This window comes from Thalassospira sp. SN3W (assembly GCF_038070535.1).
Lineage (GTDB): Bacteria > Pseudomonadota > Alphaproteobacteria > Rhodospirillales > Thalassospiraceae > Thalassospira > Thalassospira xiamenensis.
In genome coordinates this window covers 4,386,049-4,398,552 of sequence record NZ_CP121124.1, presented here as the reverse complement: position 1 = coordinate 4,398,552, position 12,504 = coordinate 4,386,049, and the positions used below count along the sequence as shown (strand labels likewise).

Genomic DNA, 12,504 nt, shown 5'->3' with positions numbered 1-12,504 from the left:
GCGAAGGCTGGTTCTAGCCAGTTTTCCCTTGATGGTCCGATCAATTCCGGCACCATGAGAGGATTATAAATCTCAAGACAACCAATCCGAGGCATCGCGTGTTTACCCCAAGCTTCCTGACCGCAAATGACAAGTCCGGTGCATATCCGTCGTCCTATTACGCCGCGACGGCCAACAAGACCGAACCCTTTGTCGAACTGGATGGGGATCAGGTTTGCGATGTTGTTGTTGTCGGCGGCGGGTTTACCGGACTGTCCTCGGCACTTCATCTGGCGGAACGCGGATATAGTGTGGTGTTGCTCGAAGCGCATCGGGTCGGTTGGGGGGCATCAGGACGCAATGGCGGACAGGTCGGTTCGGGACAGCGCCGCGAGCAGGACGACCTTGAAAAGATGATCGGTCGCGACGATGCCAGAAAGCTATGGGATATTGCCGAGCAATCCAAGGATATCGTCAAAAGCCTGATCAGCAAGCATGACATCAAATGCGACTGGAAACCGGGCATTCTGCATGCCGATCATCGCGAACGATTTGTTGCAGGCACGCATGAATATACCGAAAAACTCCGGACCGAATATGGCTACGACGCCATTCGTGCCGTTGGCCGGGATGAAATCCGCGACATGCTGGGGTCGGATTTTTATCATGGCGGTTCGCTTGATATGGAGGCGGGGCATCTTCATCCGCTGAATTTCGCGCTTGGACTTGCGGATGCGGCACGTGCCGCCGGGGCGCGGATTTTTGAAAACGCGACGGTTACCGGCTATGAAAATGTTGAAAAGGTCGTTGTCACAACGGCGGGCGGGCATCGGGTGACGGCGGATATGATGGTGCTGGGCTGCAATGGGTATCTTGACGGGCTGGAAGACCGGGTTGCCAGACGGGTGATGCCGATCAACAATTTCGTTATTGCGACCGAGCCATTGGGCGATGATCTGGCGCGTGAACTGATCCGCGATGATGTGGCGGTGGCGGATTCAAAATTCGTGATCAATTATTATCGCCTGTCGGCTGATAAACGCATGTTGTTTGGCGGGGGGGAGACATACAGCTATCACTTCCCCAAGGATATAAAATCCTTTGTTGCGCCGCATATGCTGGAAGTCTATCCGCAGCTTAAGGATGTGAAAATCGATTATGGCTGGGGCGGGACATTGGCGATTACGATGAATCGCATGCCGTTTTTCCGCAAGGTAGAGGACCGCGTCTATACCGCGACGGGTTATTCCGGGCATGGGGTTGCTATGGCGACACTGGCCGGGCAGATCATGGCCGATGCGATATCGGGCACGATGGAGCGGTTTGATGTGATGTCAAACATCAAAATTCCAAGTTTCCCGGGCGGGAAGGCGTTGCGCTATCCGTTTTTGGTGCTTGCCATGACCTGGTATTCAATCCGCGACAGACTGTAAAGTTTCAGGATGCCTTGGCGGGGGCTTGTGTGCTGGTGCCTTTGGCACCACTCGCCGCGAGGCGGGCCTTGGTTTCTTGCCAAATGCCGGGATTGACCGCCAAAATGCCAGCATCGGTGAATGAAACATCATATCCGCGGTTGATTGCGGCCTGAATTGTTGCTTGGACGCAGTAATTTCCATCCAGACCGACGATGTGCAGTTTGCCGACTTTCTGGCGTTCAAGAACGCGTTCAAGTTCAGGCGCGCTGAAGGCATCGGCGCGGGCTTTGGTAATGTCATGATCAATATCGCCGTTCAGGCGGGCATCAAGATCAAGGCCCGGTGATTTCGAGCTACCGCGCCCCTTATTGAACAGACTAACCAGAAGATTGATGTACCAGCCTTTGAATATCTGACGGACAGAGATCACCGATTGACCGGTTTTGTTGGCAATTTCAACAAGTTCATTGATCGCGGAAATCGTTTTTTCGACCGCGGCAGGTTCATAGGCGTTTTTGCCGGTGGCCAGCGTAAAGTCTTCTTGCAGATCAATGATTAGAAGCGCGCTGTTTGGGCGTTGAGAAAGATCGATTTTCTTACCCTTTGTCGGGCTGAGATGACGTTTGTGACCATAAATTGTATAGGTAATCAGGGCTAGAATGATGACTGCGCTGACGCCAATCCAAGACCACATATCGTCTTTCTCCGCTCTCGTCCGTCGTACTCTGCAATCGGTCTGGCACATAGCAATCTTGTAGGGCTGCCAATATAAGCCCTTTGATTTGCCAGTTCAGTGCGCGCGAAGATTGCCCCCGTCTAGTAATAACACTTAAAAATATTTTGTTCAGAGCAGGACAATGTTGTCAACATGTCGGTCTTAAGAAAGCTGACAAAAAGTTTTGCAGTGTGCTGATTACTATAAGTTCTGGCCTATTTCGGGGACCATGCCGAAACCGGATCGTAACGTTCGCCTTTACCCAGAATGACGCCGTTATGCGCAGCAATCCCGATTTCGAAACTGGATGCAATCCGAAGGGCGCGTTCCATGAAATGACGCGCGGCAGATGTTTCGCAATGCTCTGCCAGTGTTTCGGCAAATAATTCAAGCCAGCGATCAAAATGGGTGCGGTCGATCCTGAGTGTCAGGTGCTTTTGCATCGGGCGACCGTCATAGGCGCCACTGGCCAGTGCCACAGATGCCCAAAACATGCACATCCTTTCCAGATGGTGATCCCAATCCGTGATCTTCTCGGCAAATACCGGGCCCAGCATCGCGTCGTCGCGTACCTTGGCATAAAAGCCATGCACGATATCTTTGATCATTTGGTGATCAATACCGGTTTCCTCGCGGATTTTGCGGGTCGCGATTTCACGCCGTTCTTTGATTTCGGCAAGGGTCGGTTGATCTGACATGCTCGTCTCGTGCTCGATAAGGATTAATCCGGGCAATAGCGCAAAGGCCATATCCGCGACATGACATAGGTCAGTTTTACTGATTACGCAAACTCGTCACGCAGACCATAATAGCGATAGGCAAGACTGCGGCCGATCCGGCGAAACCTTGATAACGGGAAACGATCCGGCGGTGTCCCCATGATGGCACCGACGTCATCCGGGCCCTTGGTGCCCAGAATTTGCTGACCCAGCATTTTCCCGGCCAGACTTCCAAGTGCGACGCCGTTGCCATGCCATGCAAGTCCCGTCCAGACGTCCCGATGCCCCGGAACCCGACCAAGATAGGGGCGGAACGACTGCGAAAGGCAGGCAAGACCGTTCCAGTGATGGGTGATTTCGACATCCTGCCATGCGGGGAACATCCGGCGGAAATGCGCCAACAGATGCTGTTTTGCATCATCAAATGCGGCGGGGGTTGCCGTGATGCCGCCGCGGCCGCCAAACATGAACCGATTATCAGGGAGTTTACGGAAATAGTGCAGCAAGATGCGGGTATCAAACGCCATCAGGTCGCTGGTCCAGCCTTGCACTGCAAGCTCATGATCTGACATCGGTCGGGTGACAAGAATACCCGAAAAGACCGGCATCAATCGCCCGCCGATCCAGTCTGGCAGGTTTTCGGCACTGTATCCATTCGTTGCGATGACGACTTTGTTTGCCGAAATTCGCACATTTTTGCAGGTCAGGATGTAACCGTCCCCGGTGTCTTGGAGGTCTTCAATGGTCGCCTGTTCAAATATCCGAACACCTTTGGTTACACAGGCACTATGCAGTCCGGCCAGATATTTCAACGGATGCAGGCCAAAACCTTTTTTGACGTGTAATCCTGCATGGGTTTCCTGCGCACAAAGACCGCGTTCGCGAAGCTCGTCCTTGGTCAGGAATTCGCTTTCGATACCGGTAAAATGATTATTTTCCTCGGCCTCTTTGCGCAATTCCGCCACCCGATTGGCTTTGTGCGCCAGTATGACTTCCCCGTCCGAATGACGATCAGCATCAATATTCCACTCTTCAAGCCGCGATGCGACAAGGTCAATCGCACTGCGTTGAAGTTTGGCAAAATGGCGTGTTTGGTCATCACCAAACTTCTTTGAAAGCTGTGCATAGCTTTTGCCGCTTCCGCCCATGCAGCAAAATCCACCATTGCGCCCTGATGCGCCCCATCCGGAACGCCCGGCATCGAATACCGCAACATCAATGCCGCTTTCTGCCAGTTCCAGTGCAGCTGACAGGCCGCAATAACCACCACCAATGATCGCGACATCGGCCGTGATGGTGCCCTCATCGGGCATTTGATCACATTCGGGCAGATGGCCAGCACTGGCAACCCAATAGCTGTCGGGCAGGGTGGCGGTTTGATAGGCGGGGGATTGATAAAGGCGTTTGAGCATGGCGGACTCTTTTGAGATAGGGCATTTCAGCAGTGTTTCGAGGCAAAATCACAAACACCCGGCGAATGATATATCCCGCCGGGTGTTTGTGTAATGTCTTGATTTAAATCGGAACCTACATTTTGCCGATTTTCCTGGCTGTTGCATCAAACGCGGCACGTGCGCGTTTGACCAGCTCATCGACTTCGCCGTGCGTGATGCAAAGCGGAGGTGATGCCACCATGCGATCACCGCAGGCTCGCATGATAACGCCATTTTCAACACAGGCATCCCGGCAGATCGTGCCCACCGTGCCCGGTTTATCGAACGGTTTGCGGGTCGCCTTGTTATCGACCAGCGGAATACCGGCAATCAGGCCGACGGTTTCAACTGCCCCGACCAGCGGATGATCGGCAAGGGTTTTAAGTTTTTCGGCAAAGTACGGACCGATATCATCGCGGACACGTTCAACAAGCTTTTCATCGCGAATGATCCTGATGTTTTCCAAGGCTACGGCGGCGGCTGCCGGGTGGCCGGAATAGGTGAAGCCGTGGGTAAATTCGCCGCATTCGTTGATCAGGACGTCAGCAACCCGTTCACCGACCATAACGGCCGAAATCGGAAGGTAACCCGACGACATGCCCTTTGCCATTGGCATCAGGTCCGGCTTGATATCGAACGTGTCGGAGCCAAACCAGTTCCCGGTACGGCCAAATCCGCAAATGACTTCATCTGCAATCAGAAGAATGTCGTATTTTTTGCAGATGCGTTGAATTTCCGGCCAGTAGGTTGATGGCGGAATGATCACGCCACCGGCACCCTGGATCGGTTCGCCGATGAAGGCGCCGACGCGGTCGGCACCGAGTTCTTCGATTTTTTCTTCAAGCTTGCGTGCGGCAATCAGGCCGAATTCTTCGGGGGTATGATCGCCGCCTTCGCCGTACCAGTACGGTTGATCGATATGCACAACATCAGGCAGCATCGGCCCGCCCTGTGAATGCATCCCGGCCATCCCGCCAAGCGATGCCCCGGCAATGGTCGAGCCGTGATAGGCGTTCTTGCGGCTGATGATGTAGGTGCGTTCCGGCTGGCCTTTAAGCTTCCAGTACTGGCGCACCATGCGCACGACCGTGTCGTTCGCTTCCGACCCGGAGTTGGCATAAAATACGTGATTCAAACCATCGGGCGTGATTTCTGCAAGAACTTTGGAAAGCTCGATCGCAGGCGTGTTCGCGCACTGGAAGAAGTTGTTGTAGTAGGGCAATTCCAGCATCTGGTTATAGGCGGCTTCGGCAAGTTCCTTGCGGCCATAACCGACATTGACGCACCACAGGCCAGCCATGCCGTCCAGATACTGTTTACCATGCGAATCTTCGATGAATACGCCTTTGGCGCGTGTAATCACGCGTGTACCACGATTGTTAAGGTCGGCCGTATCGGTAAACGGATGAATGTGGTGCTGCTGATCGATATCCTGCCAATAGGCGGTTTTGTCGAAATTATTCATAACGTCTCCTGACAGCGATAGTCGCCTGCTTTGTGCGATATGTTGAACATCTGAGACAAGTGTTCGTTTTTTTGAACACCTTTGCAAGGGGAAATTTTATGAAACAATTTTGTCGTCTTGGTACCAAATTTGATATGCACTGGTTGTTTCAAACCATTCTTAATATCCAATGCAATGATGTCGTACGTTTATTTTGCAGTGCATTATTTGCACGATATATCGAACGAGGGGCTTGACCGCAATCATTGGGCGGGGCACGATGAAAAGTGAAATAAACAGGCTTTTCTGGGAGTATTAGACGATGAACAAGTCGTTCGTCGAAGACAGTAGGGCGGAAGCTCAACGATTCTTTGAAGCAAATCCGGATATAGAACTTGTCGAATTACTCATTCCTGATGTGAACGGGGTGTTCCGGGGCAAGCGAATCAGCAAGCAGAAGTTTCTTAAAAGCTTCCATGAAGGCATCAACATGCCGGGTTCTGTGTGTCTGGTGGATATCACCGGCGACAACCCGGAAGGTACCGGCATGCTTTGGTCCAGTGGTGATCAGGACAATATCGCCAAGCCAATCCCAGGAACCCTGCATGCGGTTCCCTATGGTGAGCTGCCGTTGGCGCAGGTCATGATGAGCCTGTATAACTTGGACGGTACAAAATTCTTTGCCGATCCGCGCAACGTTTTGCAGGCGGTTGTGGATCGTCTGGCAGCGGATGGTTTCTATCCGACCGTGGCGCTGGAACTTGAATTCTATCTTGCCGATCAGAACGAACAAACTGCCGCACCCTTGCCACCCGCACCGCTTGGCGGCGGGATCGCGTCGGATGGTGTGCAGGTCTATGGCCTCCAGCAGATCGAGGATTTCGAAAAAGTCCTTCACGACGCGGTTGCCGAACTGAACCGTCAGGGCATTCCTGCTGATACAATCGTTGCCGAAGCAGGTCCAGGCCAGTTCGAGATCAATCTGGGGCATGTCAATGATCCGATGCAGGCGGCAGACCACGCGATGCAGCTTAAGCGCGTTGTCAAAGGTATTGCCTGGGATCATGGTGTGACCGCGACATTCATGGCAAAACCCTATTCCGATCAGGCGGGTAACGGATTGCACGTTCATGTGTCGCTACGTGACGAGGAAGGAAACAACGCCCTGTCGCCCAAGGGCGACGAGGATGTTTCGGATCTCCTGTTGAACGCTATTGGCGGCTTGCAGGCGTCGATGTTTGAAAGCATGGCGATTTTTGCGCCAAATCCGAATTCCTACCGCCGGTTCCAGAACAAGGCCTATGCGCCGATGTCTCCAAACTGGGGGCTTAACAACCGTACGGTTGCCCTGCGTATCCCAGCCGGTAGCCCGCAGGCCGCGCGTATCGAACATCGTGTGTCGGGCGCGGATGCCAACCCGTATCTGGTTCTGGCCTGCGTTCTTGCAGGGATGCATTACGGCATCAAGAACAAGCTTGATCCAGGTGATCCGATTGTTGGTAACGGCTATGAACAGCATGGCGGCAAGATCGTCCCGCGCAGCATGATTTCTGCACTTGATCGTTTTGTCGAGGGTGACATCGTCAAGGAATATCTGGGGGAACGGTTTGTCGAGGTGTTCGATATCTGCCGACGTTCCGAATATGACGAATTCTTCTCGGAGGTCACACCGCTTGAATACCGCTGGTATCTTGACGCGGTATAACGCCACTTTTGCAAAATGGTCGCCGATAAGAGCGACCGACAGGGAAGAGACCGGATGTCACAAAAGGTTGGGGATCGCCTGAAAGCAGTACGTACCATGTACGGGCTATCCCAGCGTGAACTGGCGCGCCGCGCCGGTGTCACCAACAGCACGATATCGACGATTGAACAGAACCGGGTCAGCCCGTCGGTCGACAGTCTGGCCAAGGTTCTGGCAGGCATCCCTATGAGCCTGATCAACTTCTTTACGATTGATCTGGAAAACGGCGAGGAGATTTTCTTTCGCAAGGAAGACCTCGTCGAGCTTTCCGATGGCACCATGTCGATGCGTCTTGTCGGCGCAACACGCAAGGACCGCAATTTGCGCGTCCTTCATGAAATCTATCCGCCCGGCGGCGATACCGGCGACAATCTGATCGTCCAGAAGGGTGAGGAGGCTGGTGTTGTCGTCCGTGGCAAGCTTGAGGTCACGGTGGGCGAACGGGTTCAGGTTCTTGGACCGGGTGATGCCTATTACTTCAATGCGGAAATCCCGCACCGGTTTCGTAACGCGGGCGACATTGAATGCGAAGTCGTCAGTGCCGCGACACCACCGTCATACTGATTGCACAATCATCATGTTTGAATATCGCGCGGAACAAACAGCACGCGCGATCCGTCAGGAGGATTTCCGATGACAAACCAGTTGAATTTCGAACAGCTTAGAGCACAGGCCACCAGCCTGACGATCCGCAACAAGGCCTTTATCAATGGCGTTTATGTCGATGCGGCATCGGGTAAAACGTTTGATTGCATCAGCCCGCGCGACGGCAAGATTTTGACCCAGGTCGCCGAATGCGATGTTGAAGACGTCAATCGCGCGGTGCAGTCCGCGCGTGCGGTCTTTGAAAAAGGCAGCTGGTCGGAAGCATCACCGGGCAAGCGCAAGGCCGTCATGATGAAATTTGCCGATCTGATGGAAAAGCATGCAGCCGAACTGGCGCTGCTTGAAAGTCTTGATATGGGCAAACCGATCAGCCTTGCGGCGGGTGATGACATTCCGCTTTCCTATAAATGCATTCGCTGGTACGCAGAGGCGATTGACAAGATTTATGACGAGATTTCACCGGGCGAAGCACGCGCAATCGGTATGATCACGCGTGAGCCGCTGGGCGTGGTGGCGGCAGTCGTGCCATGGAACTTCCCGCTGATGATGGCGGTCTGGAAGCTTGGCCCGGCACTGGCGATGGGGAACTCGATCATTCTCAAACCAGCCGAACAGTCGCCATTAACCGCGATCCGTGTTGCGGAGCTGGCGGTCGAAGCCGGTCTTCCGGCTGGTGTTCTGAACGTTCTGCCCGGCTTTGGCCCGACGGCGGGTAAGGCGCTTGGTCTGCATCCTGATGTCGATTGCGTGACTTTTACCGGTTCGGGCGAGGTCGGGAAACTGTTCTTGCAATATTCCGGTCAGTCGAACATGAAACGCGTCTGGCTGGAATGTGGTGGAAAAAGCCCCAATATCGTTCTGGCCGATTGTCCGGATATGGACGCGGCGGCCGAAGCGGCAGCAGGCGGAATTTTCTATAATCAGGGCGAGGTTTGCACGGCCGGTTCGCGCCTGATTGTCGAAGAAAGCATCAAGGACGAATTCATCGAGAAAGTGGTTGCAGCAGGCCGCAAAATGCAGCCGGGTGACCCCTTGGACCCGAACAGTCAGATGGGCGCGATTGTCGATGAAAATCAGATGAACCGCGTTCTGGGCTATATCGAGAAGGGGGCGGCAGAGGGTGCAAAACTTTGCACCGGCGGCAAGCGTGCACGCACCGAGTCCGGTGGCTATTATGTTGAACCAACCGTTTTTGATGCGGTCAAAAACGACATGACAATCGCCAAGGAAGAGATATTTGGCCCGGTTTTGTCGGTGATTTCGGTCAAGGGCTGGAAAGAGGCTGTTCAGACGGCGAATGATACGCCATATGGACTTGCCGCAGCCGTATGGACGCGCGATATCAACAAGGCCCATCTGGCCGCGAAAAAACTGCGTGCCGGTCTTGTCTGGGTCAATTGCTGGGACGGTGGATCCATCACCATGCCGTTTGGCGGTTACAAGCAATCAGGCACCGGTCGCGACCGTTCGCTGCATGCGATGGACAAATATTGTGAAATCAAGTCGACCTGGATTGCACTGGGCGACGCCTGAGGTTCGGAAAGGACAAGGGGACGAATTATGAGCAGTACCGGGGTTATTGATACCAAAGGCGGCGACAACGCTTTTACTGCAAAATCCGTGCATCAGAATACCAGCGAGCCGATGTATTCCGGTGCGCTGTCATTCATGCGCCGCAAATATACCCGTGATCTTACGGGCATTGATGTTGCGGTAACCGGTATTCCCTTTGATCTTGCAACGTCGAGCCGCCCGGGAACTCGCCTTGGCCCGCAGGGGGTGCGCCGTGCGTCGGTCAATCTTGCATGGGCACCACATTTTCCGTCCGGGCGCGATATCTTTGGCGAACTGGCCGTGATTGACTATGGCGATATGGTCATCGATCCCGGTTATCCGCATAAAATCCCGGAAATGATCGAGGATCACGCACGCGATATCGTCAGTTCTGGGGCAAAGATGTTGACGATCGGCGGCGACCATTTCATCAGCTATCCGATCCTGAAGGCCCATGCCGAAAAGTACGGTAAGGGTATATCGCTTATTCAGTTCGACGCCCATTCCGACACTTGGGAAGACGATGGTGATCGGATCGATCACGGGACCATGTTCTGGCATGCGGCGCAGAACGGCATTGTCGATGCGTCGAAATCCATTCAGGTCGGCATCCGTACGCACAATGAATCGACCCACGGATACAACATCCTTTACGGGCCGGATGTGCAGGCGATGTCGATTGATCAGATCGTGGCCAAAATCAAGGACGTGGTGGGTGATAATCACGCCTATATCACCTTTGATATCGACGGGCTTGACCCGTGCTATGCACCGGGCACCGGCACGCCGGTTCTGGGCGGCCTGACCAGCCATCAGGCGGTTTCGATCCTGCGCGGTCTTGCGGGGGGGATTAATCTGATCGGCTCGGACGTGGTGGAAGTTTCCCCGCCTTATGATGTATCGGACATCACATCGCTTGCCGGTGCGACGATTGCTTGGGAAATGCTGAATATCCATGCGGTGAACCGAAAGCCGTAATAGCAAGATCACAAAGATTTCAAAGCGGGCCGGTATTTTAACAGTACCGGCCCTTTGCTTTTTACGGCTGCTGTGATGTTATTGCGCTTAATCAGTGTATTGGAGGAAAGACATGAAACCGGTTTCTATTTCGCTTTTGACGATTTGTGGCATTGATGAACTGCCAACCCATCAAACCCGGTCGGTTTCGCATGTGCTTTCGGTCCTTGATCCGGAAAGACCGGACCCGGATGCATTCGCGGCTTATGCCCCGCATGAACGTACCATTTTGCGGTTCCACGATATCATTGATGAACTGCCCGGTCAGATGGCTCCGACGGTCGCCCATGTCGAAGAGGTTCTCGCCTTTGGTGAGGGACTCAAAAACACCGTCGATGCTCGTAAGGACGGCCATTTGCTGGTGCATTGCCATATGGGCGTTTCACGTTCGACAGCAGCGATGCTGACGCTCATGGCGCAAACCCAGCCCGATGCAAACGAGGATGAACTTTTTGCAACCCTTCGTGCCATTCGTCCGATTGCCTGGCCAAATTCGCGCATGATTGCCTTTGCTGATAATCTGCTTGGTCGGGACGGTAAGCTGACGGCAGCCCTTAACCGGCATTATCGCTATCAGCTTGAACATGACGTTCATTTCGATGAATGGATGACATCGCTTGGCCGTGCGCGTGAAGTGGCACTTGGAAGAGCTGCCTGAAGTTGCAGTATAATGCCCGGAAATCAGCCACTTTGTTCGCGAAGTGGCTTTTCCTTTGCCTGATGAATTGAATCGATTTAAAAACGTCGCGTCCCACAGCAAATGATAATGCCCGCAACCCGATTGCCGGGCGATATAAACGGAGAAACGCTATGAGCGCAAAAGCAGTTTGCCTTGGGGAATTGCTGATCGATTTTGTTCCGACCGTAACCGGCACCGGCCTTGCTGATGCCCCGGCATTTGCCAAGGCCGCAGGTGGTGCGCCGGGCAATGTGGCTGTGGGATTGCAGCGGCTTGGAATTGAAACGGGTTTTATCGGCAAGCTTGGCGATGATGCATTCGGTCATTTTCTGGTCGATACGCTCAAAGCCGACAATGTCGATACATCGGGCATTGTCCTGACCAAAGAAGCCCTGACAGGGCTTGCCTTTGTTTCATTGCGGGCCGATGGCGAACGCGAATTTTCTTTCTATCGCAGCCCGTCGGCCGACATGCTGTTGTCGCCGTCCGATCTGAATCAGGACATGCTGAAGGGATGCGCGCTGTTTCACTATGGCACGCTTTGCATGATTGATGACGATCCGCGCGCGGCGACGCTTGCGGCCATCGACATTGCACGTGAAAACGGCGCGATCATTTCATGTGATCCGAACCTGCGCCTGCCACTTTGGCCAAGTGCCGATGCCGCGCGTGATATGCTGCGTCTTGCGATTACCAAGGCGGATGTTGTTAAAATCTCCGACGACGAAGTCGCCTTTATCACCGGCAAGGATGATCTTGAAGCAGGCGTTCGTGAATTGTGGTGCGATCACTGGAAACTGATGATCGTGACGTCGGGCCCGAAAGGCAGCCGGTTCTTTACACCTGATTTCGAAGGTTCGGCCGATCCGTTCAAGGTCACGGCTGTCGACGCGACCGGGGCAGGGGACGGTTTTACTGCCGGCTTCCTGTCGCGTTTGTTGAAAGATCCGCAATTGCTGGAATCTGCGGAAAAGGTCGAGGCAGCCTGCCGTTTTGCCAATGCGGTAGGTGCAATAACAGCCACCAAACGCGGTGCGATTGCTGCCCTCCCGACCGAAGCGCAGGTTTCGGAGTTTCTTTCTGCAAACGGATTAACCGGTTAATATCCGTGGTGATGGCAATCCTGTTCCCGCCGGATTGCCATCAAAATGTCCCACAAACTGTCCCACAAATGGTCGCATCGGCGTGTTAGTGTTTTG

Annotated in this window: 11 protein-coding genes; 7 read left to right on the top strand and 4 right to left on the bottom strand. The window is 53.8% G+C overall.

Translation table 11 applies throughout. The annotated features are described in order from the left end of the window. Window positions 1-98: 98 nt before the first annotated feature. Window positions 99-1,412: an FAD-binding oxidoreductase gene (locus tag P8T57_RS20260; protein WP_341364110.1), complete on the top strand. Its 1,314-nt coding sequence runs from the start codon at window positions 99-101 to the stop codon at window positions 1,410-1,412. Between the two features lie 4 nt (window positions 1,413-1,416). On the opposite strand, the gene P8T57_RS20255 is transcribed toward P8T57_RS20260, so the two are convergent. From P8T57_RS20255 to P8T57_RS20240, 4 genes are all read right to left on the bottom strand, one after another. After that, on the bottom strand, window positions 1,417-2,088 hold the full coding sequence (locus tag P8T57_RS20255; protein WP_341364109.1) for a cysteine hydrolase: 672 nt from the start codon (window positions 2,086-2,088) through the stop codon (window positions 1,417-1,419). A 236-nt stretch (window positions 2,089-2,324) separates the two neighbouring features. Continuing rightward, a complete protein-coding gene (locus P8T57_RS20250; protein ID WP_341364108.1) occupies window positions 2,325-2,807 on the bottom strand; it encodes a group III truncated hemoglobin in 483 nt (160 codons plus the stop codon). 83 nt (window positions 2,808-2,890) lie between these two features. Continuing rightward, a complete protein-coding gene (locus tag P8T57_RS20245; RefSeq protein ID WP_341364107.1) occupies window positions 2,891-4,240 on the bottom strand; it encodes an FAD-dependent oxidoreductase in 1,350 nt (449 codons plus the stop codon). Window positions 4,241-4,355: 115 nt separating this feature from the next. After that, entirely contained in the window at window positions 4,356-5,726 is a 1,371-nt protein-coding gene (locus tag P8T57_RS20240; RefSeq protein WP_037991374.1) for an aspartate aminotransferase family protein, read from the bottom strand. A 301-nt stretch (window positions 5,727-6,027) separates the two neighbouring features. On the opposite strand from P8T57_RS20240, the gene P8T57_RS20235 reads away from it, so the two are divergent. The 6 genes from P8T57_RS20235 to P8T57_RS20210 all read left to right on the top strand — a co-directional run bounded on the left by P8T57_RS20235 (window position 6,028) and on the right by P8T57_RS20210 (window position 12,408). Continuing rightward, a complete protein-coding gene (locus P8T57_RS20235) occupies window positions 6,028-7,410 on the top strand; it encodes a glutamine synthetase family protein (RefSeq protein ID WP_007089373.1) in 1,383 nt (460 codons plus the stop codon). Between the two features lie 54 nt (window positions 7,411-7,464). Further along, window positions 7,465-8,013, top strand: coding sequence for a cupin domain-containing protein (locus tag P8T57_RS20230; RefSeq protein WP_007089374.1), 549 nt, complete (start codon window positions 7,465-7,467; stop codon window positions 8,011-8,013). A gap of 69 nt (window positions 8,014-8,082) precedes the next feature. Further along, the gene (locus P8T57_RS20225; RefSeq protein WP_341364106.1) at window positions 8,083-9,588 is read left to right on the top strand and encodes an aldehyde dehydrogenase; all 1,506 of its coding nucleotides are present in this window, start codon (window positions 8,083-8,085) and stop codon (window positions 9,586-9,588) included. Window positions 9,589-9,615: 27 nt separating this feature from the next. Beyond that, window positions 9,616-10,587, top strand: coding sequence for an agmatinase (speB, locus tag P8T57_RS20220; protein ID WP_341364105.1), 972 nt, complete (start codon window positions 9,616-9,618; stop codon window positions 10,585-10,587). A gap of 112 nt (window positions 10,588-10,699) precedes the next feature. Next, window positions 10,700-11,284 (top strand): dual specificity protein phosphatase family protein, encoded by a 585-nt coding sequence (locus P8T57_RS20215; RefSeq protein ID WP_071239915.1) that lies wholly within the window; start codon window positions 10,700-10,702, stop codon window positions 11,282-11,284. 152 nt (window positions 11,285-11,436) lie between these two features. Further along, the gene (locus P8T57_RS20210) at window positions 11,437-12,408 is read left to right on the top strand and encodes a PfkB family carbohydrate kinase (RefSeq protein ID WP_085643425.1); all 972 of its coding nucleotides are present in this window, start codon (window positions 11,437-11,439) and stop codon (window positions 12,406-12,408) included. Window positions 12,409-12,504 lie beyond the last annotated feature (96 nt).

What these genes read in the sequence shown, in the direction of transcription:
- P8T57_RS20240 (WP_037991374.1), bottom strand. Translation starts at nt 5,726, where the DNA reads ATGAATAATTTCGACAAAACCGCCTATTGGCAGGATATCGATCAGCAG.
- P8T57_RS20225 (WP_341364106.1), top strand. Translation starts at nt 8,083, where the DNA reads ATGACAAACCAGTTGAATTTCGAACAGCTTAGAGCACAGGCCACCAGC.
- P8T57_RS20230 (WP_007089374.1), top strand. Translation starts at nt 7,465, where the DNA reads ATGTCACAAAAGGTTGGGGATCGCCTGAAAGCAGTACGTACCATGTAC.
- speB (WP_341364105.1), top strand. Translation starts at nt 9,616, where the DNA reads ATGAGCAGTACCGGGGTTATTGATACCAAAGGCGGCGACAACGCTTTT.
- P8T57_RS20250 (WP_341364108.1), bottom strand. Translation starts at nt 2,807, where the DNA reads ATGTCAGATCAACCGACCCTTGCCGAAATCAAAGAACGGCGTGAAATC.
- P8T57_RS20245 (WP_341364107.1), bottom strand. Translation starts at nt 4,240, where the DNA reads ATGCTCAAACGCCTTTATCAATCCCCCGCCTATCAAACCGCCACCCTG.
- P8T57_RS20235 (WP_007089373.1), top strand. Translation starts at nt 6,028, where the DNA reads ATGAACAAGTCGTTCGTCGAAGACAGTAGGGCGGAAGCTCAACGATTC.
- P8T57_RS20210 (WP_085643425.1), top strand. Translation starts at nt 11,437, where the DNA reads ATGAGCGCAAAAGCAGTTTGCCTTGGGGAATTGCTGATCGATTTTGTT.
- P8T57_RS20215 (WP_071239915.1), top strand. Translation starts at nt 10,700, where the DNA reads ATGAAACCGGTTTCTATTTCGCTTTTGACGATTTGTGGCATTGATGAA.
- P8T57_RS20255 (WP_341364109.1), bottom strand. Translation starts at nt 2,088, where the DNA reads ATGTGGTCTTGGATTGGCGTCAGCGCAGTCATCATTCTAGCCCTGATT.